20 protein-coding genes and 1 riboswitch are annotated in these 24,847 nt (G+C 38.7%); of the genes, 12 read left to right on the top strand and 8 right to left on the bottom strand.

Features of this window, described 5'->3' with window-relative positions:
* Positions 1-460: 460 nt before the first annotated feature.
* Together LRP84_RS06805 and LRP84_RS06800 are read left to right on the top strand one after the other, a co-directional pair.
* Entirely contained in the window at positions 461-1,102 is a 642-nt protein-coding gene (locus tag LRP84_RS06805; RefSeq protein ID WP_230574377.1) for a YigZ family protein, read from the top strand.
* Positions 1,103-1,125: 23 nt separating this feature from the next.
* Entirely contained in the window at positions 1,126-2,280 is a 1,155-nt protein-coding gene (locus tag LRP84_RS06800) for an LCP family protein (protein WP_230574376.1), read from the top strand.
* Between the two features lie 160 nt (positions 2,281-2,440).
* On the opposite strand, the gene wecB is transcribed toward LRP84_RS06800, so the two are convergent.
* The 3 genes from wecB to galE all read right to left on the bottom strand — a co-directional run bounded on the left by wecB (position 2,441) and on the right by galE (position 6,238).
* Positions 2,441-3,556 carry a non-hydrolyzing UDP-N-acetylglucosamine 2-epimerase gene (gene wecB / locus LRP84_RS06795; protein ID WP_230574375.1) on the bottom strand — a complete coding sequence of 372 codons (1,116 nt, stop codon included), beginning with the start codon at positions 3,554-3,556 and terminating at the stop codon, positions 2,441-2,443.
* Positions 3,557-3,630: 74 nt separating this feature from the next.
* Positions 3,631-4,956, bottom strand: coding sequence for a UDP-glucose dehydrogenase family protein (locus LRP84_RS06790; protein WP_230574374.1), 1,326 nt, complete (start codon positions 4,954-4,956; stop codon positions 3,631-3,633).
* 295 nt (positions 4,957-5,251) lie between these two features.
* The gene (gene galE / locus LRP84_RS06785; protein ID WP_230574373.1) at positions 5,252-6,238 is read right to left on the bottom strand and encodes a UDP-glucose 4-epimerase GalE; all 987 of its coding nucleotides are present in this window, start codon (positions 6,236-6,238) and stop codon (positions 5,252-5,254) included.
* 478 nt (positions 6,239-6,716) lie between these two features.
* On the opposite strand from galE, the gene tagO reads away from it, so the two are divergent.
* Positions 6,717-7,787, top strand: coding sequence for a UDP-N-acetylglucosamine--undecaprenyl-phosphate N-acetylglucosaminephosphotransferase TagO (gene tagO / locus LRP84_RS06780; RefSeq protein WP_230574372.1), 1,071 nt, complete (start codon positions 6,717-6,719; stop codon positions 7,785-7,787).
* A gap of 152 nt (positions 7,788-7,939) precedes the next feature.
* Entirely contained in the window at positions 7,940-8,704 is a 765-nt protein-coding gene (locus LRP84_RS06775) for a polysaccharide deacetylase family protein (protein WP_230574371.1), read from the top strand.
* Between the two features lie 197 nt (positions 8,705-8,901).
* Here LRP84_RS06775 and LRP84_RS06770 read toward each other — a convergent pair whose 3' ends face one another.
* On the bottom strand, positions 8,902-9,312 hold the full coding sequence (locus tag LRP84_RS06770; RefSeq protein WP_230574370.1) for a CHRD domain-containing protein: 411 nt from the start codon (positions 9,310-9,312) through the stop codon (positions 8,902-8,904).
* A 237-nt stretch (positions 9,313-9,549) separates the two neighbouring features.
* Between LRP84_RS06770 and LRP84_RS06765 the strand changes: the two genes are divergently transcribed.
* The 3 genes from LRP84_RS06765 (at position 9,550) to speD (ending at position 12,823) form a co-directional block, all read left to right on the top strand.
* On the top strand, positions 9,550-10,740 hold the full coding sequence (locus LRP84_RS06765) for a chromate transporter (RefSeq protein ID WP_230574369.1): 1,191 nt from the start codon (positions 9,550-9,552) through the stop codon (positions 10,738-10,740).
* A gap of 679 nt (positions 10,741-11,419) precedes the next feature.
* A complete protein-coding gene (locus LRP84_RS06760; protein ID WP_230574368.1) occupies positions 11,420-12,427 on the top strand; it encodes a spermine/spermidine synthase domain-containing protein in 1,008 nt (335 codons plus the stop codon).
* A gap of 24 nt (positions 12,428-12,451) precedes the next feature.
* Positions 12,452-12,823 (top strand): adenosylmethionine decarboxylase, encoded by a 372-nt coding sequence (gene speD / locus LRP84_RS06755; RefSeq protein ID WP_230574367.1) that lies wholly within the window; start codon positions 12,452-12,454, stop codon positions 12,821-12,823.
* Between the two features lie 193 nt (positions 12,824-13,016).
* Here speD and LRP84_RS06750 read toward each other — a convergent pair whose 3' ends face one another.
* Positions 13,017-13,160 (bottom strand): hypothetical protein, encoded by a 144-nt coding sequence (locus LRP84_RS06750; RefSeq protein ID WP_098310977.1) that lies wholly within the window; start codon positions 13,158-13,160, stop codon positions 13,017-13,019.
* Positions 13,161-13,449: 289 nt separating this feature from the next.
* Between LRP84_RS06750 and LRP84_RS06745 the strand changes: the two genes are divergently transcribed.
* The 3 genes from LRP84_RS06745 to LRP84_RS06735 all read left to right on the top strand — a co-directional run bounded on the left by LRP84_RS06745 (position 13,450) and on the right by LRP84_RS06735 (position 17,596).
* Positions 13,450-14,805, top strand: coding sequence for a cytochrome ubiquinol oxidase subunit I (locus LRP84_RS06745; protein ID WP_230574366.1), 1,356 nt, complete (start codon positions 13,450-13,452; stop codon positions 14,803-14,805).
* Positions 14,798-15,817 (top strand): cytochrome d ubiquinol oxidase subunit II, encoded by a 1,020-nt coding sequence (locus LRP84_RS06740; RefSeq protein WP_230574365.1) that lies wholly within the window; start codon positions 14,798-14,800, stop codon positions 15,815-15,817. Before LRP84_RS06745 ends, LRP84_RS06740 begins: the two co-directional genes overlap by 8 nt.
* Before the next feature lie 420 nt (positions 15,818-16,237).
* Positions 16,238-17,596: an arsenic transporter gene (locus LRP84_RS06735; protein ID WP_230574364.1), complete on the top strand. Its 1,359-nt coding sequence runs from the start codon at positions 16,238-16,240 to the stop codon at positions 17,594-17,596.
* A 60-nt stretch (positions 17,597-17,656) separates the two neighbouring features.
* Here LRP84_RS06735 and LRP84_RS06730 read toward each other — a convergent pair whose 3' ends face one another.
* Entirely contained in the window at positions 17,657-17,965 is a 309-nt protein-coding gene (locus LRP84_RS06730) for a hypothetical protein (protein WP_230574363.1), read from the bottom strand.
* A gap of 142 nt (positions 17,966-18,107) precedes the next feature.
* Positions 18,108-19,868 (bottom strand): phosphomethylpyrimidine synthase ThiC, encoded by a 1,761-nt coding sequence (gene thiC, locus LRP84_RS06725; protein ID WP_230574362.1) that lies wholly within the window; start codon positions 19,866-19,868, stop codon positions 18,108-18,110.
* Positions 19,869-20,067: 199 nt separating this feature from the next.
* Positions 20,068-20,183, bottom strand: a riboswitch (TPP riboswitch).
* Positions 20,184-20,387: 204 nt separating this feature from the next.
* On the opposite strand from thiC, the gene LRP84_RS06720 reads away from it, so the two are divergent.
* Complete coding sequence (locus LRP84_RS06720) at positions 20,388-21,746, top strand: arsenic transporter (protein WP_230574407.1); 1,359 nt, start codon at positions 20,388-20,390, stop codon at positions 21,744-21,746.
* A gap of 65 nt (positions 21,747-21,811) precedes the next feature.
* Positions 21,812-22,498 (top strand): YwrJ family protein, encoded by a 687-nt coding sequence (locus tag LRP84_RS06715; RefSeq protein WP_230574361.1) that lies wholly within the window; start codon positions 21,812-21,814, stop codon positions 22,496-22,498.
* Between the two features lie 53 nt (positions 22,499-22,551).
* Here the strand turns inward: LRP84_RS06715 and LRP84_RS06710 are convergent, their stop codons facing one another.
* The gene (locus LRP84_RS06710) at positions 22,552-24,213 is read right to left on the bottom strand and encodes a lactate permease LctP family transporter (protein ID WP_230574360.1); all 1,662 of its coding nucleotides are present in this window, start codon (positions 24,211-24,213) and stop codon (positions 22,552-22,554) included.
* Positions 24,214-24,847 lie beyond the last annotated feature (634 nt).

The raw sequence follows: 24,847 nt of genomic DNA, 5'->3' as shown, positions 1-24,847 counted from the left end.
TTTATTATTTATTGTACATGAAAATGGAAAAAGGTGCATTAACTGCTGAAAAAATGAGAGGTTAAGATTATAAATATTATTTCAACAATTTACAACAAAAAATTTCAAATTATAATAGAAAGGGCTAAATTTCTGCAAAAAAAGATTTGAAACTCCACACTAGCCCTTTTAAAATAAAAAGTATTGATAATTTATCTCTAGTTCTTCACCTTCTGAGAAACGCAAGAAACTGAAGATAGAATCATGTTTCATAAGAACCCGATTTCATAAAGCTAACCATCAGCTTGGAATAGAGCTGTCCACTGATAGAAGTTATAATTTATCTCTAACGGGCAGTAGAATATAGTACATCGATCTAAAATCAAACTGCCCGTTAGAGCCCGATTGGTTCAACTAACCATCCGTGAATAAATTGCTCACTGATGGAAGTTTCACTTTACAAAGATAGGGGCGTATATCATTGCTACTACAATATTTCACCATAAAAGGGTGCGGCGAACATGAAATAGTGATTCAAAAATCTCGCTTTATTTGTCATGTAAGCCGCGCAACAACAGAAGAAGAAGCACAGGAATTTATCCAAAAGATTAAAAAACAACATTGGAATGCAACCCATAACTGCTCTGCCTACTTAATTGGCGAACATGACCAAATTCAAAAAGCAAACGACGACGGAGAACCTAGTGGTACAGCTGGTGTCCCGATCCTAGAAGTATTAAAGAAGCGTCACTTAAAAGATACTGTCGTTGTTGTAACACGTTATTTCGGTGGCATTAAACTAGGAGCGGGCGGTTTAATTCGTGCATACGGAAAATGTACAAGTGAAGGTCTAAATCATGTCGGCATCGTTGAACGAAAGCTGATGCGCGTTATGAAAACTGAAATTGATTATACATTACTCGGAAAAATTGAAAATGAACTACGCAACTCCATATATGCGATTAAAGATATACATTACTTAGATCATGTCACGTTTGATACATATGTGGAGGAAAACAAAAAACAATTATTCACAGAATGGATGATTGAAATCACAAATGGGAAATGTACAATTAATGAAGATGAGATGCTATATCTAGAACAAGATATAGTACAACACTAATTTATACTTAAAGGAGATTTTTTATGGAAGATCGTTATCATCATCTCCAGAATAGAAGGACGAAAAAGAAAAGAAGACGCAAATGGTCCATATTCCTTATTTTTGCTCTCCTTATCGGAAGCGGAGTAGTTTATGCTTATAATTCTTATTCCTCTTTAATGGGAATTTATAGCGGCTCGAAGCATGATAAATCTAAACTCCGCACAGAGGATGTAGAAATTACGAAAAAACCATTTAGTCTTTTAATCATGGGAATTGAAGATTATGCCACAGACGGCCAAAACGGACGAACGGATTCCTTAATGTTTGCAACTATTAATCCAAAATCCAAGAAAGTATCTTTAATGAGTATCCCGCGTGATTCACGCGTAACAATCGCTGGGCGTGACAAAAAAGATAAGATAAATGCAGCTCATGCCTATGGCGGAGAAAAAATGGCAATGGACACAGTGGAAAACTTTTTAAAAGTACCTGTCGATCATTATATTAAATTAGATTTTAAAGGATTTAAAGGCATAGTCGATGCAGTTGGCGGCGTTACAGTCGATGTTCCATTCGATTTCTGGGAACGCTCTGATGTTGACTATTACAAAAAGATTGAGTTTAAAAAAGGACCACAGCATTTAAATGGGGAAGAAGCCTTGGCTTATGTTCGGATGAGAAAGCAAGATCCGAATGGGGACTTTGGCCGCGCTGCACGTCAACGTCAAGTACTTGAGGCGGTGTTACAGGAATTAAACTCACCTTCTACTGTATTTAAAATCAATGACATTGCAAAAGTGATCGGAAAGTATATAAAAACAGATATACCTGTATCAGATGGTCTTGCACTCTATAAAGAATTCTCTGGCTTTGATGCATCTACCATTCAAACAGTAAAAATGGAAGGCAAGGATGCAAAAATAGATGGAATTTACTATTTCATTCCAGACGAATCAAATATCCAAGAAATTCACCATACCTTTATGCAAAACTTAGAACTTGAAGATTCAACTCCTGCGTCGGATACACAAGAGCAGCCTGAAACACAAGAACCGGCTCAACCGTCTCATGGCTCGAATATACAACATCAACCTGGAAAACAGGAACAATCTACACCATCGTCTAAATCGCATGAACAAAAGACAAATTCAGACACTCATGAATCAAATACAGAATGGCAAATGTCTGCACATTAAAAACAGCTATCTCCGTAAATGGAGATAGCTGTTTTTTATCCCGCTCTAACGGGCAGTAGAATGTTATTCATTGTTGCAAGATCAAACTGCCCGTATGAGCCCAATTGGTGAGAGCTTTCCATCAGTGAAAAAATCGCTCACTGATGGAAGTTTCACTTTATTATTTATTAAAATACTCCACAATCGCTTTTACAATACGCTCTGACGCATGCCCGTCACCATATGGATTCGATGCTTTTGCCATTGCACTGTGTGCTTCTTTATCTGATAATAGCTCATTTGCTAAAGTGAAGATTGTTTCTTCATCTGTACCAGCAAGCTTTAATGTACCAGCTTCAATACCTTCTGGGCGCTCTGTTGTATCACGAAGAACAAGAACTGGCACACCAAGTGATGGTGCTTCTTCTTGTACCCCGCCAGAATCCGTTAACATTAAGTATGAACGTGATGCAAAGTTATGGAAATCAATTACATCAAGTGGCTCAATTAAATGAATGCGATTATGATCTCCTAAAATTTCTCCTGCAATTTCACGAACAACAGGATTCATATGTACTGGATATACAACTTGCACATCTTCATGTGTTTCGACAAGACGCTTAATTGCACGGAACATATTGCGCATCGGTTCACCTAGATTTTCACGGCGATGTGCTGTCATAAGGATAAGACGGTCATCTCCAATCTTCTCTAAAACAGGATGCGTATATGATTCTTTTACTGTTGTTTTTAACGCATCAATTGCTGTATTTCCTGTAATAAAAATATTTGCCTCTTTTTTGTTCTCTTGCTGCAGGTTTGTTGCAGATTTCGCTGTCGGTGCGAAATGAAGATCTGCCATGACGCCTGTTAATTGACGGTTCATCTCTTCTGGGTATGGAGAATATTTATCCCACGTACGAAGACCAGCTTCCACATGACCGATTGGAATTTGATTATAAAACGCAGCAAGGCTTGCAATAAATGTCGTCGTTGTATCACCATGTACAAGAACGATATCTGGCTTTGCTTCTTTCATGATCTTATCTAGGCCTTCTAAACCGCGCGTTGTAATATCAATTAACGTTTGGCGGTCTTTCATAATATTTAAATCATAATTCGGTGTAATACCGAAAATATCTAACACTTGATCTAGCATTTGACGGTGTTGTGCTGTTACTGTCACAATCGACTCAATTTGTTCTGAATGTTTTTGTAGCTCTAACACAAGAGGGGCCATTTTAATAGCTTCGGGACGCGTTCCAAAAATCGTCATTACTTTAATGCGTTCTGTCATATTCAGTTCCTCTTTTCTTTCAGTGTTCCAATTCATTATATATGAGAATTCCAAGTGACAAAAGGAAATATTTTCTAGAACACATGTGAAACATCACGCTTTCGAATTGGTCTTCTGCCAATAGAATAGTAATCAACAGCATGTCGCTGCACTTCTTCCAAATCATAACAATTTCTTCCATCAAATAAAATTGGTTCATTCATAAGCTGTACATACTTCGCAATAGGATACGTTCGAATACTTTCCCACTCCGTTACAATAAAGGCTGCATCTGCTTTCATAAGAGCTGTATCTATATCTGCCGTATATTGCACTCGATTTGCCAATATACGCTTCGCATGTAAAATTGCCTTTGGATCGTAAACAATAATATTAGCTCCTAAAGCCAGTAACTGTTCAATAATCATAAGAGACGGCGCTTCCCTTATATCATCTGTATTGGGCTTAAACGAAAGACCGAGAACAGCAACTCGTTTCCCTCGTAAATTCATCACCTTTTCTGCCTTCTCCACGAGTGAAGCTTGTTGCTTATTATTTACTTCGATGACTGCTTTTAATAACCTGAAATCATGCGCCACATTCCCAGCAATTTGCACAAGTGCGTTTGTGTCTTTCGGAAAACACGAGCCGCCGTATCCAATACCCGCATGCAGAAAATGCGGGCCAATTCTTTTATCGATTCCCATACCAGCTGCCACTTCCGTCACATCAGCCTGTACTTTTTCACATATATTTGAAATTTCATTGATAAAGCTAATTTTTGTCGCTAAAAAAGCATTCGATGCATACTTAATCATCTCTGCACTGCGCACATCTGTTGTAAATATTTCAATTGGGAGCGATTTATACAGCTCACCAACTCTCTTTGCAATCTCTGCTGTTTCTGCTCCAATTATAATTCGATCACCATGAAAGAAATCATGCACGCCAGAGCCTTCTCGCAAAAACTCCGGGTTTGATACAAGATGTATACTTATATCTGTTCGCACTGACTCTCGAATCCATTCTTTCATAGCATCATTTGTCCCAACTGGAACCGTACTTTTCGTCACTACAGTCACATCACGCTTTGCGTACATGCCAATGTCACGGCACACATTTACAATATGTGTTAAGTTTGCAGATCCATCTGAGTAAGACGGTGTACCAACCGCCACAAAAATAAAATCAGCTGCCTCGTAAGCTTCTTCTCGCTTTGAAGTAAACGATAATCTCCGTTTCAAAACAGCCTCTTCCAATAATTCTTGTAAGCCTGGTTCATATATCGGCAATTCATTTTTCTCTAACAACCGTATTTTTTGTTCATCAATATCAAAACAAATCACAGAGTGCCCAAGTGTCGCTAATCCAACCCCTGTCACTAACCCGACATATCCAGTACCTACTACTGTAATTTTCATAAACAACACCTCCTACTTATGGTTTGTTTCACTTTACTTTTATTATATGAGACATCTTTAGCCTCATTTTTTAAGCTTTTGTAAAGAAAAGCGCTGAAATTCTCGAAAGTGAAACTTTAATCAGTGTAAGTTTTCTTCATCTCCCACTGATTATTAGTTGAATTAATCAGGCACATGCCAGCAGCTATCCCCCACCTATCTTCTTTCATTTCTCACAATCTTGAGGTGGGAGTCCTACTACCAAAATATCTTGTAAAAAAACAAGTCAGCTGCTTTATCCGCAGCTGACTTGTTTTTACTTACTATATCCGTTCGGATGAGCTGTATGCCATTCCCAAGCCGTTTGAATCATTTCTTCAAGTAAATATTTTGCCTTCCAGCCTAATTCGTCATAGATTTTTGCTGAAGAAGCGATCAGTTGTGCTGGATCTCCAGCGCGGCGTTCCGTGTAAACGACATTCGCCTTCTTCCCAGTTACACGCTCACACGTTTCAATCACTTCTTTTACAGAAAAACCTTTGCCATTTCCTAAGTTATACACTTCATTTGTTTTTTGTTCATTTTGTAAACTTTGCAGTGCTAAAATGTGCGCCTCTGCTAAGTCTGTTACATGAATATAATCACGAATACAAGTGCCATCATTTGTTTCATAATCTGTGCCAAATACAGAAATTGTTTCACGTTTTCCTAATAAGTGCTGCAGCACAAGCGGAATTAAATGTGTCTCCGGTGTATGATCTTCTCCAATTGTTCCGGATACGTGAGCACCTGCTGCATTAAAGTAGCGAAGCACAACATATTTCATCCCATATGCTGCATGAAAATCTTGTAAAATATGCTCAATCATTAATTTAGAGCGACCGTATGGATTGATTGGATTTGTTACAGTGTCTTCTGTAATGATATCTGTATCTGGAATTCCGTACGTGGCTGCTGTTGAAGAGAAAATAAACGATTTCACATCATGCTCCATCATTTTTTCAAGTAACGTAATCGTTGCCGTTACGTTGTTTTTATAATATTTCAATGGATTCAAAACAGATTCTCCGACAAGGCTATTTGCCGCAAAATGCATAACAGCATCAATAGAATATTTGCCAAATACACGATCTAAATCCGCTGCATTACTTAAATCTCCTATTTCTAGAAGTGCTCTTTTATCAACGCTCTCACGATGACCAGTCGATAAGTTATCTAATACGACCACTTCAAAATTTTTGTCTAACAATTGTTTCACTGTATGACTTCCAATATATCCTGCACCGCCAACTACTAAAATCATGCTTTCTCCCCCTGAAAAAAATTTATCATCAGATACCTTTGCTCCATATTATAAAGTGAAACTGCCATCAGTTGAGAGGTTTTCATTCTCCACAAATGGAAGTTTTCCTTTATTATACATTTCCCTCAACATTTATGCATGACACACGTATGACAAAAATAATTAAAAATCACACTTCAATATATTTATGTATACAACCAAAGCGATTCTATCATAATTAATAACCGATATTTACCATATACTCCTGAAGTAGGAACCATACATATTTTCTTGTAAAACATCCATATTAAGATTAATTTGCATCTATAATTCACTAAAAAATGTCACATATTTTGGCCATTATTCATCAAAGTCAAGGGAAAAAAAGATTGAATTCTATTCTTTTTATGATACCATATGTTATGAGCCAAAAACACATATCGAACTTTTAAGTAAAAGAAAGATTTGCATACGTTAAAATATAAAGGGTGGGGTATTAATGGACTCACGAACTATTTATGCAGTATTGGCATCTTTCATTACCGTACTAATTGCTACCCCTTTCGTGATTAAGTTAGCTTTTAAGATCGGGGCAACAGACAAGCCAAATGCTCGTAAAGTACATCAACAGATTATGCCTCGTCTTGGCGGACTGGCAATTTTTATCGGAGTTGCTGTAGGATGCTTCGTTAGCGGCTTGTATGAACAGCGTATCCTATCGATTAGTGTAGGTGCTGTCATAATCATTATCATTGGTATATTAGATGATATGTATGAATTATCTGCAAAAGTAAAATTCGGCGGACAACTTGCAGTGGCATTGCTAATCGTGAAAAATTTACAAATATCGGTGCTTTATATTCCAATTTTAGGAGAAACTGAACTTGGATGGTTATCTTATCCGATTACAGTATTTTGGATTGTCGGTATTACAAATGCCATTAATTTAATTGACGGTCTTGACGGATTATCAGCTGGAATTTCGTCCATTGTTCTTGCAACGTTAGCTTACATGGCTGCTACTAGCGTTACTGGCGCTGGGAGTGCTATCATTTTGCCGCTTGCGTTAATTGCACTGGCAAGTACAATTGGATTTCTATTCTATAACTTCCATCCAGCGAAAATCTTTATGGGAGATACAGGGGCACTGTTCTTAGGATATTGTATTGCTGTACTATCACTACTTGGACTGTACAAAAGCGTAACACTGTTTAGCTTTATCGTTCCAGTCATTATTTTAGGAGTACCAATATTTGATACAACATTTGCGATCATTCGCCGTATTGTAAATAAAAAACCAATTTCGGCACCAGATAAATCACATTTACATCACCGCTTACTTGCACTAGGATTCTCTCATCGAACAACGGTGCTTATCATTTATGCCTTCGGGATTTTCTTTAGTGTCAACGCAATTATTTTTTCAAGCGCAACATTATGGTTATCCATTTTTCTTCTATTCGTTCTTATTTTAGTTACTGAAATTGTCGCAGAGATTATTGGTCTTGTACACGATCGCTATAAACCAATTATTTCAGTCTATAAAAAAGTAAAAAAACGTGAAGAATAACAGTAGTATAACCCATTCAATATAAAAATATACAAACCGGATGATTTCTTTAAAGAAATCATCCGGTTTTTTGTTTTCCAAAATATAGTTCGTTTGAGAATACCACTATTGGAGCAAAATAAAGGTACAATTTTCAAATTAGGGTGAGCATCATGATTAAGCGAACGCTTCTACTGATTTGTTTGTTTTATACTATCATCTCATGTTTTCTATCATCTAAGCAGGCTGCAGTTGTATCTTCACATGAGAATCGCTCTATCGCTCATCTTGAAACACAACTGCCTCATCAGCATACAGCTACTCCGCAAAGAAAAGTGGCTTATTTAACATTCGATGATGGACCAAACAAATATACATCACAAATTTTAAATATCTTAAAGCAAAAAAATGAAAAAGCAACCTTCTTCGTTATTGGCGGACGTGTCTCTCGTTATCCTCAAACAACAAAGCGATTGATTCAAGAAGGTCATTACCTAGGATTACATAGTATGTCTCATAATGCAAAATACCTTTATAACGGTGATCCCTCTATTTTAGTTTCTGAAATGGAACAAGCTCGGGCAATCGTTCAAACTATCACCGGACTTGATACGCATCTCGTTCGCGTTCCTTATGGCAGTATGCCCTATTTAAAGAAAAACTATCGTGATGCTCTTGTTGTAGCTCACTATAAAATGTGGGATTGGACAGTCGATACATATGATTGGAAAAGTGATCATAATCCTTCTGTTGTATTGGAACGGATAATGAATCAAAGTAATAAACCAGTCGAAGTCATTTTAATGCATGACTCAAGTGTCACCGTGCAAGTTTTACCAAAAATAATTGACTATCTTCGTTCACAAGGGTATACACTTCTTCCTTACAACCCTTCTTCTCATTTAGAAGTTAATTTTTGGAAGGATACGAGATTGTAACAGCTTTAGCCTCTGCTAAATCTGTCCACTCTTTCCCCAATTCCTATTTTTGTGTAAACTTTAAAATAGTGATCAAGAGCCGAGGTGAATGCAAATGAAAAGAATGGACCTCGTTTCCCCCCCCCACTGATGGAAGTTTCACTTTATAAAACAATACAAAAAGGAGTCGACCAAGTTAGGTCAGCTCCTTTTCCTTGTTAGCATACCTCTTGAATTTGTCCGCGAATTTCACCTTGAGGATTTTGCTCTGTATGCACATTGACATACGCATTTCCCTCCTGCATTTCTTTCATAAGATCTGCTAAAGTCTTTCCTTGGAGTGGTCCAACAAGATTATCTTTTGTCAATACACCCTTTACAACGCCTTTATCAACACTAATCCCAGGATTCACTGGACCAAATAAGAATGTAACCACTGGTCCATTTTGTCCTTCCTTCCCTAAATGAATGTGGGCGACAGTCATCTTCTCTATATGCTTCACAGTTAATTTATAATATAGCTTTGTAAGGTCTTCATTAAACATGAATTTCACCTTACCACAAGCATCGGTTTCTACAGGAGGAACTTCATTACGTCCTTTTAATCTAGCAAAAAAATGTTTTGTCACTCTTTTAATCACCTCCTTCTATAAAGCTGATATGATACAATACTCACTCCATTCTAAATACGCTTGTTTCTTTGACTACCTCACCCGAATTTTTAATAGATTACAACTTCCATAAAACGATACTCGCAGTGTATGCAAATTTACACATTTATTACACTCTATCGATGTTCTTATTTACATACATTCGATATGATAGAAGAAAACGTTCATCAAAAAAGAAGGGGAATTTACGTCATTTTGAAAACAAAACAAACCATTACAAATTACTTACAAGTATTAGTAGAAATCTTTCTCGTTTCCACGAAACTTGGACTCACTTCCTTTGGGGGGCCTGTTGCACATCTTGGCTATTTTCATAACGAGTACGTCCAAAGGCGAAAGTGGATGGACGAAAAAAGCTATGCTGATTTAGTAGCGCTTTGTCAATTTCTTCCCGGCCCTGCTAGTAGCCAAGTCGGCATGGGCATTGGCTTATCTCGAGGCGGCATACTTGGGGCGATTGTTTCTTGGCTTGGATTTACGTTACCTTCCGTTCTTGCGCTCGTGTTGTTTGCTTCCGCATTACAGCAAATAGACATTGCCCATGCCGGATGGATTCACGGCTTAAAACTTGTAGCCGTAGCAATTGTCGCTCATGCATTATGGGGAATGGCACAGAAGTTAACACCAGACCGCGGCCGCGCAACGATTGCAGTCATCGCTGCAGCTGCCGTTCTATTATTCCAAGCAGCTTGGATACAAATCGTAGTTATTTTATTCGCTGGTGGAATTGGGTGGCTCTTATACAGAGAGCACACAATAACAACTGAAACAAAAATATCCATTCCGATTTCACGAAAAGTCGCAGCGCTATGCTTATCTCTGTTCTTTCTCTTATTGATACTATTACCAATATTACGCCCTCTCTCGCACTGGATTGCCATGTTTGATAGCTTCTACCGATCAGGCTCTCTCGTCTTTGGCGGCGGTCATGTCGTTCTTCCTCTCCTAGAAAATGAGTTTGTGTCAAACGGTAGTATAACGAAAGAGCAATTTCTCGCTGGCTATGGAATGGCGCAAGCTGTCCCTGGACCATTATTTACATTTGCCGCTTATATCGGTGCAATTATGAACGGGGCCCTCGGGGCAACAATTGCAACGATTGCAATTTTCCTTCCAGCTTTCTTACTCGTAGTAGGCGTGTTACCTTTTTGGGATGCACTGCGCCGCAAATCATACGTACAAGGTGCTCTGCTTGGTATAAATGCAGCTGTTGTCGGTATTTTACTTGCCGCCTTCTATCATCCGATTTGGACGAGCTCGGTTGGGAAACCTGCTGATTTCGTTGTCGCATTACTCTTATTTGCAATGCTTGCCTTTTGGAAGCTGCCGCCGTGGGTAATTGTTGTAGTAGGTGCGATAAGCGGGATCATTTTATCGGTACTATAAAGTGAAACTTCCATCAGTGGGGGTTTTTTTTATCCCCCACTGATGATTAGTTGAACCAATCGGGCTTTTACGGGCAGTTTCCCCCACCTATCTTCTTCGCTTTTCTCTGAATCTTGAGGTGGGGGTCTTACTGCCCGTTAATGCGGGATAAGAAAGGAGCTAATCTAAAAGCGGACATTTAGATTAGCTCCTTTTACTTTTCGATATTACCCAGTTCCAGCAGCCCGACCACTCGCATGTCGAACATCGTCGAAGGGTCTTTATATTCTGTCGAAGCGCCGATATATTACAAATAACGCCGATAAATGCACCACTTCCGCCGATATATCTCAAATAGCGCCGATAAATGCACCACTTCCGCCGATATCTTTGGCAGCCCCTTTTACTCCTAAAACTCCACCAGCTCTGCATCTACATAAACTGGATGTACCATAGTTGCAACTGTTGTCCCATCCTGCACACGCTATTGACACACATTTACATGAAATTTACAAAATGATTAGTTGTCTAGCCGTATACATGTAGAAAAAAAGTTTTTTCGAACAAAATTCTATATGAACCTATTCTATTTAAAAAATCTTTGCCTCAATATAAAGAATCGTCCAAGCCTTCCCTAGTAATGTACATATACTAACATGAACTTTCAAAATCTATTTTATATAAAAGAAAGGAGCTCAACATGCCGAGAAACTGTCGGAAGCATGACCAAAAGGAAGAATCTACTGCAGATTGTAAAAAATATTATAATAAAAAATCTAACAGCAACAACTCAAACTCAACATCATCTCAAAGTTACAGCCACGGGGATATATGGGACAAACTGAGTTTAGGAGAAATATTAGCAGACAAGCATACTGCTCTATTTCGAGGAAAGAGCCAATACCAGAAGATTGATGTGCTAAAGGTGAATGATGTCAGAATGTATCTTGATGAACAATTACAATTTAGCTCTGTAGACGAGCGACTGTATCATGAAGCACTTGTTCACCCTGCAATGGCATTAGTAGATTCCCCAAAATCTGTTCTTATTTTAGGAGGCGGGGATGGTCTTGCATTAAGAGAAGTTTTAAAATATCAAACGGTTCGCCGCGTCGATCTTGTCGATTTGGATGAAGAAGTTATCAAAGTTGCGACTAATGTGCCTGAAATTGTCGCGTTAAATGAAGGTGCTTTTTTCGATAAGCGTGTAAATATCCATGCATACGATGCTCGAAAATTTTTACGTACGAAATCTCGTAAATATGACGTGATTATTATCGACTTCCCAGACCCAGCAACCGAGACATTGAGTCAGCTATATACGAAAGAATTATTTTCTGTGGTATCTAGCTTCCTTACGAAAGGTGGAGCGTTCGTCTGTCAATCCAACTCACCAGAAGATGCACCGCTTACCTATTGGAGCATCGGCCGAACAATTCGCAGCACTGGATTAACAGTTGCAAGCTATCATACAATCGTTCCTTCTTTCGGAAACGATTGGGGCTTTCATATCGCGACCAATTCTTCCTCCATTATGCGCAATAGAAACCCATTACCCGTAACCGTTCCTCATCGAACACTTCCGAAAAACCTCGCTTTATTATTTCGCTTTAGAGAAGACCTCTTAGAGGAACGACAAAACGCAGTAATCAACACAGAGAACCAACTTATTCTACACCGTTGCTATCAAGAAGATATGGAATATTAATCTTATATATAAACAGGAGGTACCATGGAGTATTCAACATTTGGAAGACATATAATAGTAGATATGTGGGAGGTAGACACTTCCTTATTAAATGATCGTGAATTCTTACAACAACATTTAGTCATGGCAGCCAATATGTGCGGTGCAACTGTATTATCAGTAGACTCCAAAACATTCGAACCATCTGGAGTTACAATATTAGTTTTACTATCGGAAAGCCACATCTCTATTCATACGTATCCAGAAAAACAGTTTGCAGCTATTGACTGCTATACGTGTGGAACAAAGGTAGACCCGCAACAAGCTATCGATTATATATTGCCTATACTCAATCCGAAGCAATTATATATAAAACGGTTGACTCGCGGCTTAGGCGAAATCACCGCTATTAACTAAACAATCAAATTCATATAAAGTGAAACCTCCATCAGTGGGGGTTTTCTTTGCTTTTCTCCGAATTTTGAGGTGGGGGATAACTGCCCGTAAAAGCCCGATTGGTTCACTAGCCATCATAATAAAAAAGCAATCTTTTCAGATTGCCCTCTTCACTAATATGAGATTCAGTTATCCAATCACTATAAATGGGTATTTACACACTTTCTTTCGCTGGTCGATATAGTGCTTGTACGAGACGATCATATTCACGTCGCGTAATTTCCTTATTGTATAGCTTCAACAATAAATCTTTATGCTCTTTCGAAAATGCCATTTTTTTAATGACTTCTGGATACATGAAAACTTTCCCTCCGTTTCATGAATACGACTAAATCCAGTGCACATCCGCATTTTTCCCTTACAGTTTGTAAAGAAATTCTGCAAAACAGAACTTGCGTTCGCATAAAGCATTATAAAATATTTCCCCTCAAAGCACAATTCTAAAATAAAAATTTTTATTTTCAGAAGATTTCAACATTATAATATCATAATCTCTCCTAAAATACATATATATTTTTTGTCATTTTTTTGAATAAAATTTCCATATCAGTAAGAAAATAATGGCAAAAACGAAGAGGAGTAGAAACATGGATACTGTTACACTATCGCGCGCTTTCTTTGGATCATCGTTAGCCTTCCATATTATCTTTGCAACACTGGGAATTGGACTTTCCTTAATGATTTTTATAAGTGAAGTGTTATATCACTGGAAGAAGGACTCCGATTACTCTGTGATGGCAAAAAGATGGACGAAAGCATTTGCGATTCTTCTTGGTGTTGCCATTCCAACAGGAACAATTGTAGGCGTCCAAATTTCCTTGCTTTGGCCTGGCTTTGCGAAGATTGTTGGACAAGTTATTTCCGTTCCATTTCAAATTGAAATTTTCGCCTTCTTCCTAGAAGCATTGTTCATGTCCATTTACGTCTATGCTGCAGACAAGTTGCCACCATTCATGCGATTAATATCGCTCTTTTTTGTTATGCTCGGCGCAACTGCATCCGCTGTACTCATTACATCAGCAAATACATGGATGAATACACCAGCCGGATTTTCAATGGCCGCGGACGGATCAGTCTATAATGTTAATCCGTGGAAAGCCTTTTTTAATCCAAGCTTTTTCACAAGCTCCGTTCATGTTGTCATTACCGCTTATGCAACAGGAGCTGCTGTCATCGCTTCTATCGCTGGCTTTAAATTATTAAAACGAAATAAAAGCGCACGGGAGATTGCTTATCATAAAAAAGGATTATACTTAGGTCTTATGGTCACATTCATTACAGGCGCGATTATGTGGGTTTCTGGACATGAATCTGCGATTGGACTTCATGAGCACTCACCAGAGAAACTGGCAGCAGCTGAAGCATTATTTCATACACAGTCACATGCACCACTAGCCGTTGGAGGCGTTCTCGATCCAGAAACACACGAATTAAAATACGCCATTGAATTCCCAAACATGTTAAGTATGTTAGTCGGTTTTTCTCCAAATACAGTTGTAAAAGGATTAAATGAATTTCCACCAGAAACGTGGCCTCCTTTTTACACCCATTTATTCTTTGACTTAATGGTCGGAGCAGCTACATTTTCATTCGCCGTCGCTGCAATTTCACTTGGATATTGGTACTTCATTTACCGAAAAAAAGGCGGACAATTGCCAAAATGGCTACTGGGAGCAATCGCTGCGGGCGGTCCGATTATGCTTCTTGGCATTGAATGTGGCTGGATTTTCAGCTGTAGCGGACGGCAGCCTTGGACGATTTACGGCTTTCAACGTACAACAGATGCTGCAACGCGCGCCGACTTTGTTGGGCCATTATTTGTCGTATTTGTCGTACTTTACATTGCACTTGGCATCTTAACTGTCTTCGTATTACGAACATTCTTTAGGCGCCATCCATTGAAGCAAGACTTACAACCGAACGGGGGGGACTCACATGCCTGAAGCAAGCATTGCTATTATCATTCTCTGGGCTGTCGTCTTTGTATACAGTATTTTAGGCTCAATTGATTTCGGTGCCGGCTTTTGGGGAATGGTGTATGCAAAGCACCCAACACTTGCTGGAAAACTCGCTAATCGCTATTTATCCCCAACATGGGAAGTTACGAATACATTTCTAGTCTTTGTCGTTGTTGCGTTTCTCGGCTTCTTTCCAAAAGCTGCATTTACACTCGCAACCGCAATGTTTTTACCTGTTACCTTAATTCTCATACTCGTTACAATTCGTAGTACTTTTATGGTGTTTTCTTATTCCTTGCCAAAGTACCAGTATCTAATGCGTGTTATTTCGGGCATTACTGGTCTATTAATTCCAGCTCTCTTAATTACAGTTCTTCCTGTAACAGAAGGAGCCTTCATTACCACTGCCGGCGGCAAAGAAACGTTATTATATGGAAAATTATTATCAAGTCCAGTCGTATACTGGTACATGCTCTTTGGTTTAACATCAGAACTCTTTTTATCAGCACTCTTTCTGGCTGATTTTGCTAGAGAACAAGGGTCCGAAGATACATATCGTGTCTACCGGAGAAACGCCATCGTGCTCGGTCCTGCAACGCTTGTCACCGCCATCATTGCACTTGTCGTAATGGAACCTGAAACACATTGGCTCATGGAAGGATTAATTAAACAATTCAAATGGTTTACAATCTCGATCATCTTTTTTATCATTGGCTATTCTTCCCTTTGGTGGACAAGTCAAAAACATGAAACACTTGGCTGGCCACGCATTGCTGTTCTTTCTGTCGTTGCCCAGTATGGATTTGCAAGCTACGCTTACGGCGTTGCACACCTTCCGTATATTATTTATCCAGAAGTAACTGTATTCACAAGTTTTACAACGAAAGAAACGTTTTATGCGCTACTCATTCTCTATGCAGTCGGTATCGCAATACTATTACCAGGCTTCATCTTCTTCTGGAACTTATTCTTGAAAGATAGAACTTTTTTAAAGTAAAGTGAAACTTTCCCCAACGAACGATTTTCTCGTTGAGGATTAGTTGAACCAATCGGGCTCTTACAGACAGCATTACAAATACCCATACTGATAACAAAATTCTTAGTCAAACATCATCTACCACGAAATAAGTAGCATATTTTCATCCACATCTACCTACCAAAAGAAAACTAGGTAGATGCATGTAACAACCTTTCTATTATAAATACCTAATAGGCACATACTGGATATGTGCCTATTTTCATTTAGAATTCCCTATATACTATGTCTTTTCCTCAAAGCACCAAACGCACATATTTACAATAGTTAGTGTAATGTCCCATACCTTCTTTTAAGAATATGAATATGATTAATTAGAAAGTCGTGGACAAGTCGAAATATTCTTGTTCAAATTCAAGAATCAAGAAGGGCAGGCTAGCTATGGGTATTGAAATTTGGATTACACTTTTTGTTTTTTTTATCACCATGGTCGTTATATTTTGGCGGCCAGGAGGAGTAAACGAAGCATGGCCAGCTGCAATTGGAGCGGGGATTATCATTATTACCGGTCTTGTATCACGCAGCGACATTGCCGATATTATTAGTAAAATTGGCGGCGCCTCTATCACCATCATCGCGACAATCGTTATGGCTGTTATATTAGAAAGTTTTGGTTTCTTCCACTGGGCAGCAGCCCGGCTCGCGAACTTAGCAAAAGGCTCCGGACACCGTCTATATTGGTACATTCAATTACTCTGCTTTCTCATGACGCTATTATTTAATAACGATGGTAGTATTTTAATTACCACACCAATTTTAATTTTACTTTTGAAAAACCTTCAATTAAAGCCACATCAACAAATTCCATATTTATTAAGCGGTGCATTAATTGCAACTGCTTCTAGTGCCCCAATTGGCGTTAGTAATATCGTAAATTTAATCGCATTAAACATCGTTCATATGACACTCTATATGCATACAGCAATGATGTTCGTACCTGCAACGTTAGGGCTTATCTTTATGTCATGGCTCATGTATCTAGTTGTGAAAAAGAAATTACCGAAAACACTACCAACATCCGCTTATGATATTGAAGAAGTCTTTTTCACAAAACACTTTCACCCCTTAAAAGGGAAAGATTCTATTGATACGAAAAGCAAACGCACAAAATTTATGTTAAAAGTGTTACTGTTCGTCTTCCTTATGCGTTGTCTTCTTTTCGTTGCCTCATTCTTTGCAATTCCGATTGAAATCGTTGCCGTACTTGGCTCCCTCGTTCTGCTCGTATGGAGATGGTATTATTTACGAACAAATCCAGTCGATATATTAAAAAAGACACCGTGGCACATTCTCATATTCGCTTTTTCCATGTACGTCATTATTTACGGGCTTCATAATGCTGGATTAACAGCTTGGCTTGTACAAATATGTGAGCCAATCGTAAATCAAAGTTTATTACATGCAAGCTTTATCATGGGTGGACTCGTTTCACTTCTATCAAACTTCTTTAACAACCATCCTGCCTTAATGATTGGAACCATTACCTTAACAGAAATGGGATTAGACCCTATTACCCTCAAAACAATCTACCTCGCAAACATTATTGGCAGCGATATGGGATCATTGTTACTACCAATCGGTACACTTGCTTCTCTTATTTGGATGCATATCCTAAAGCAAAATAAAATCAAAGTAAAATGGAAAGATTACTTGAATGTCTCCTTAATTGTCATTCCCCTTACAACAATCGTAACACTCTTCCTCCTATTCTACTGGGTGCAGCTCGTTTTTGCTCGTTAAATAAAACACCTTATAGGGACCCTCCAAAATATATACGGAAGGTTCCTATTTCTATTAATATTAATGCTCCGTAAATCGGTGACAGAGGTAAGGCGGAATTCCCGCCTCGGGAAGAACAAAAACCAAAATGAAATAAGCAAGCAACATGCATGATGTAATGATGAAGAAAAACGATAATTTCGGGTACCACTTCTTCGCAAATGAATATACAGAAAGGCCAAAACTACCAAACACAAAAAACAACGTACTGACAGCTGTTATGATAATATCCATTTGTTTCTCATAATTTGGTGACAATAAAAAAACAAATGTAACGACAAAAAGAATCTGTAATATAAATGAAATAGCAGGAACAATTTTCTGCTTCATTTTTACCCCTCCGATCCATCTTGCTTTTTATGTAAATTATAACAAAATCCCCCTGCTCTCGCTCAGCAGGGGGACTATTATCTATATTAGGTTAGGTACACATGATCATAGATTAAGAGGTGTTCAGAAAGATGCTTTCTAATTATCGATATAATTGACTGCCTGCTTCTTTAAACTCTTCTGCTTTTTCTTTCATACCTTTCGAGATTGCTTCTGTTGTTTCTAGATCATTATCCTTTGTATACTCACGAATATCATGCGAAATTCTCATACTGCAAAACTTCGGACCACACATTGAACAGAAATGCGCTGTCTTTGCTCCTTCTGCTGGTAAAGTTTCATCGTGATATTCCATTGCACGCTCAGGGTCTAATGATAAATTAAATTGATCACGCCAGCGGAATTCAAAACGCGCTTTAGAAAGAGCGTCATCACGCTGATGTGCTGTTTTATGACCTTTTGCAAGGTCAGCAGCATGCGCGGCAATTTTGTACGTAATAACCCCTTCACGAACATCATCTTTGTTTGGTAAGCCAAGATGTTCTTTTGGTGTTACATAGCAAAGCATTGCTGTACCAAACCAACCAATCATCGCTGCTCCAATCGCAGAAGTAATATGGTCATAACCCGGTGCAATGTCTGTCGTTAACGGTCCAAGCGTATAGAACGGAGCACCATGACAAATGTCGAGCTCTTTATCCATATTCTCTTTAATCAAATGCATCGGTACATGTCCTGGCCCTTCAATCATCACTTGTACGTCATGCTTCCAAGCAATTTGCGTAAGTTCTCCTAATGTTTCCAGCTCAGAAAATTGAGCTTCATCGTTTGCATCCGCAATTGAACCAGGGCGTAATCCATCTCCAAGAGAGAAGGAAACATCGTACTTCTTCATAATTTCACAAATCTCTTCAAAATGTGTATATAAGAAGTTTTCTTGATGGTGATATAAACACCACTGGGCCATAATCGAACCGCCGCGTGATACAATTCCTGTTACACGCTTTGCTGTAAGCGGAATGTAACGAAGCAGTACGCCAGCATGAATTGTAAAGTAATCTACGCCTTGCTCTGCTTGTTCAATTAGCGTATCACGGTATACTTCCCACGTTAAATCTTCTGCGATCCCGTTTACTTTTTCAAGCGCTTGGTAAATCGGCACTGTTCCAACTGGTACAGGCGCATTACGAATAATCCATTCACGCGTTGTATGAATGTTTTTCCCAGTAGAAAGGTCCATAATTGTATCTGCACCCCAGCGTGTTGCCCATGTCATCTTTTCTACTTCTTCTGCAATCGACGATGATACAGCTGAATTCCCAATATTCGCATTTACTTTCACATGGAAGTTACGTCCGATAATCATTGGCTCTGCTTCCGGGTGATTAATATTTGCTGGTAAAATGGCACGACCTTCAGCAATTTCCTTACGCACAAATTCTGGTTCCACACCTTCACGAATCGCCACATATTCCATCTCTGATGTGATAATACCTTTACGCGCATAATGCATTTGCGTAACATTTTCCCCAGCTTTTGCGCAAAGCGGCTTACGTCCCATTTGCGGGAATACAGGCGTATGTTTAGCTGTTACTTTCACACCATCATCTTCCGGTTTCACTTCACGGCCTTCATACTCTTCTACATCTCCGCGTTCCACAATCCATGAACGGCGCGGCGTTGGAATCCCCTTTTCTAATTCCACTTTGTAATCAGGATCAGTATAAGGACCACTCGTATCATACACACGAATAGATGGATTTGATACACCGTTTGTATCGCTTTGTGCAATCTCGCGCATTGGTACTTTCATATCTTCACGCGTACCTTCTACATATACCTTCTTGCTTCCCGGTAAACTTGACTTCAACTCAATTTGCTCAGCTGAAACAGATTGTTTCATAATTGTGTTTCCTCCCCTGTGTCTTAGCGAAGTAACCCCCGCTTTTCTTTAGATTCAGTTTCGCCGCCTAGACCCTTGCGTCTAAACAGTCGGCTCCACTTTTCTTATGACCAGGATGAGAACTAGCGGCTAGCATATGCTCAAATAAAAAAGCCAGGTCCATAATAAAGAATAGGACCTGGCAACATAAGGCATTGTTATGTAAAGCCGTTAACTTCCCTCCGCTGGTACGAACCAGATCAGGTCCAAAGGGTTAAGAAGCTTCAACACGCTTCCCTCTCAGCCCAGCTCTCTTGGGCACCCCTAGTTTATCACTGATTAAATTTTCACTACGCTCTTATCATACATCATTGTCTAAAAAATGCAAAGGTATTTATATCATTTCTTTTCCTTATTCAAAAAATGGGTATTTCACTTAGTACAAGCCGAACCCACACTTCATACATATAGAATATAAGCCAGTGCAGGACGTATGTCTTATGCGAACTTTTCACTATAAGAACAGGGGTGAAAGAGTTGATAAACCTACAATATACAATAACCATACTCGCTTTTCTCGGAACCACGCTCATCATCTTTTGGCGTCCCAAAGGAATGAATGAAGCAATTCCAGCAACAGTTGGTGCAGTGATTGTCATTTTAAGCGGTACAGTTTCTCTTGCCGACTTGGGTGATATTAGCTCAAAGATTATGGGCGCCGCCATAACAATTATGGCTACCATTGTTATGGCGATCGTATTAGAGAGTTTCGGTTTTTTTTATTGGTACGCCGTTCAACTTGCTAAAAAAGCAAAAAGCTCTGGTATTCGCCTCTTTTGGTATACAAATCTTCTTTGTTTTCTCATGACATTATTCTTCAATAACGATGGTAGCATCTTAATTACAACTCCCATTTTACTGCTTTTATTACACCATTTGCGACTCAAAAATGATCAAAAAATACCTTACTTATTAAGTGGTGCACTCATCGCCACTGCCTCAAGCGCGCCGATTGGTGTAAGCAATATTGTGAATTTAATCGCCCTGAGAATTATTGATATGGATTTATACATGCACACAGCCATGATGTTTGTTCCCGCTACGTTAGGGCTCCTTTTTATGTCGTTTCTATTATTCCTTGTTTTTCGGAAAAAAATCCCTGAAAAACTCCCGGTCTTGTCGACATACTTAGATGAAAATTTCGTTAAAAAATCCTTTCACCCACTGCAACCACGTCCCGCAATTGATGAAAATCGTAAGCGAACAAAGTTTATGCTTAGAATTCTATTATTTGTTTTGTGCGTTCGCATCAGCTTATTTATCGCATCTTTCTTTCAGTTTTCTATCGCCATTGTAGCAGTCATTGGCTCCGTTATTTTACTCGGGTGGAGATGGTACAAACTGCGCATCCCACCTCATGATATGATTAAAAAAACCCCTTGGTACGTCTTAATTTTCGCATTTTCTATGTATGTGATTGTGTATGGACTTAATAACATCGGTTTAACCAAACTGCTCGTCACTACATTTCAACCACTCGTCGCTGATAGTTTATTTCATGCCACTTTTGTTATGGGGGGCCTAATCTCTATCCTCTCTAACATTTTTAATAACCATCCTGCCTTAATGATTGGCACAATTGAACTCACCGAAATGGGACTAGATCCTATTACATTGAAAACCATTTATCTTGCAAACATCATCGGTAGTGACATGGGTTCATTATTACTCCCGATTGGTACACTAGCAAGCTTAATGTGGATGTATATTGTGAAAAAAGGAAAAGTAACTATCGGTTGGGGTACCTATATAAAAACTACATTCCTTGTCATTCCGCCAACCGTCATTTTTACACTACTATGTTTATATTATTGGGTTAAATTAATCTTCGCACCCTAAAACATCTCCCTCCTTCCACTATGTTAGAAGGAGGAGATTATGTAATTACAAGAAAGGTGATTATTATGCTTCATTTACAAAAATATATTAATCATCCCATACAAGTGACACTATCCGGGGACCTTCTTCCATTTGAAGGGATTATGATTGATAAAGGCTCAGACATTATTGTATTGTATGATGGAGAAAAGTACATGTATATCTCCAGTTTACACATTCAACATTTAACCCCAAACATCGATTCTTCATTATTTGATAACCTAACAATTCCAGAATCTTTACTACCGCCAGACATAATATCAAGTGAATCCACTATTTCACTACGAAAAACATTGCAAGTGGCAAAAGGACAATTTATTGAACTTGCGCTATCACATGAACACTTCTTACATGGATATGTTACCCATATTATGAATGACTATTTTATCTTCCTCTCACCTGTCTATCAAATGTTATACATCCCATTTCATCACGTAAAATATATCGTTCCGTATAAGGAAGCAGAAACGCCTTACGGACTAGAAAATGAAAAACTCTTATCACCAGCTTCAAAGATTACACTTGCACGTACATTTTCTGAGCAAATGAAAAAACTAAAACAACATATCGTTTTACTTGATTTAGGCATACAGAATTTTAAAATTGGCAAATTAGCTGAAGTAACCGACAACCAAATTGAACTCATTACAGCACGTAATCAGCGTTTTCATTTTAATTTACATCACGTTAAAACCGTACATCTTCCATGCTAAAATCAAAAATAACAAAAAGGGGTATCTCATCATAAGAGACACCCCTTTTTCTATTAAGGAATCATCCAAGTTAAATAATAAGCTTGAATGTATGTGATAATACCGATGATTGTTACGAAGAATAAACTATGCTTCACTGTAAAACGGAATAAGTCCGATTCTTTCCCAGCAAGTCCAACTGCCGCACATGCGATTGCAATGGACTGCGGTGAAATCATTTTAGCAGTTACACCGCCCGTTGTATTCGCCGCAACAAGCAATACTTCGCTTACGCCTACTTGCTGCGCTGTAATTGCTTGTAGATTTGAGAACAATGCGTTTGCAGATGTATCTGATCCTGTTAAGAATACCCCGAGCCATCCAAGGAATGGCGAGAAGAATGGGAAGAATTTCCCCGTTCCTGCTAACGCTAATGCCAATGTCGATGAAAGTCCTGAGTAATTTGCCATAAAAGCAAAACCAAGTACTAATCCAATCGATAAAATTGGCATTTTCAATTCTTGCAATGTTTCTTTAAATGTGACCACTGCTTGTTTTGGACTCATTTTCAAAACAAACATTGTGATAATACATGCAATCAAAATTGCTGTGCCTGTTGCCGATAAAATATCAATCTTTAATATAGCTTCATATGGTGTTGGTTTATTAACAATTGGCTCTGCCTTCATCACTAAATTATGCAGACCCGGAATTTGAATTTTAAACACTAAGCTTTCAAGTGCACCGCCTGGAGCAAATAAAGCTTTAAAGAACTTTTGGCTCCAGATTACAACCATTATCGTTAAGATAATAAAAGGTGACCACGCTTTCAAAACTTTTCCTGCTGTTAAATTCATTGTAGAACCAGCATCTACCGTCGCCGCTGCTTCTGCTTGTCCTTTTCCAGAACGGTAAATTTCTTTTGGCTGCCATACTTTTAAGAATAGCGCTAAACTCACTAAGCTCACTAGTGCTGATGTAATATCCGGGAGTTCAGGTCCAAGATATGTTGCTGTAATAAACTGCGTAATCCCGAACGAACCGCCTGCTACAAGTAATGCAGGCCACGTTTGTTTTACACCTTTTAATCCATCCATTAAGAATACAATAAAGAATGGAACAAATAATGATAGAAGCGGTAATTGATGTCCAGCCATTTCTCCTATTTTATGAGGATCAATACCTGTTACTTGACCCGCTACTAAAATTGGAATACCCATCGCTCCGAATGCTACCGGTGCTGTATTTGCAATTAAGCAAAGCCCCGCTGCGTATAACGGGTTTAAACCAAGTCCTGCAAGAAGCGCTGCTGTAATTGCTACTGGTGCTCCAAATCCAGCTGCTCCTTCCAAAAATGCACCGAATGAGAAGCCGATTAAAATGACAAGTAGACGATGATCATTTGTAATAGAAAGAACAGATGCACGAATGACATCGAACTGTCCCGTTTTTACTGAGATTTTGTATAAAAATACTGACATGATAATAATCCACGCAATTGGCCATAATCCATAAGCAAACCCATAGCCCGTTGCTGCTATCGCCATCGTAAATGGCATTTTATAAACAAAAAGTGCAATTATAACTGTTAATAAAACTGTAATGAACCCTGCAACGTAGCCTTTCATACGAAAAACTGTTAGCGCTAAGAAGAAAAATACAATTGGAATCATTGCAACTGCTGCCGAAAGCCAAATGTTACCTAGCGGATCATAAACTTGTGTCCATGTGCTCATAGTTTCTCTTCCCTTCTAATGTCTCTTTTTCATGTACTTATAATCCTATAAGTGGACAACCAGGTCATCAGACCTTTAGGTCCAAAAAATAAAACGTTTACAGAAAACGTTTTCATAAATATTTGATAATTCTACTTTATCATATTTTTCCCTATTTACAATCCTATTTTCGAATTTTTTTCACATTTTCTTTGTTCATTCTTTCACAAAATGTGATATGATTACAAGTTTCTAAAATAAAGTGAAACTCTCATCAACGAATGGTTTTCTCGTTGAGGATTAGTTGAACCAATCGGGCCCTTACAGACGGTTTGGCTCTCTTCCTTGCCTAACTTCTTACCGGCTGTTTGGGCGGGATAAAGTGAAACTTCCTTCTGGGAGCGTTTTTCCCCAGAGGGTTAGTTGAACCAATCGGGTCCTTACAGACGGTTTGGCTCTCTTCCTTGCCTAACTTCTTACCGGCTGTTTGGGCGGGATAAAGTAAAACTTTCATCAGTGGGATTTTCTTCATCCCTCACCTATCTTCTTTGCTTTTCTCTGCATCTTGAGGTGGGAGTCTTACTGCCTACAAATAGCGGGATAAACGTATTCTGAAGAGGTTTTTTGTTCACACAACCCGAATGATTAGAAATAT

This window comes from Bacillus rhizoplanae (genome assembly GCF_917563915.1).
GTDB lineage: Bacteria > Bacillota > Bacilli > Bacillales > Bacillaceae_G > Bacillus_A > Bacillus_A rhizoplanae.
This window is presented reverse-complemented; position numbering and strand designations above follow the sequence as displayed.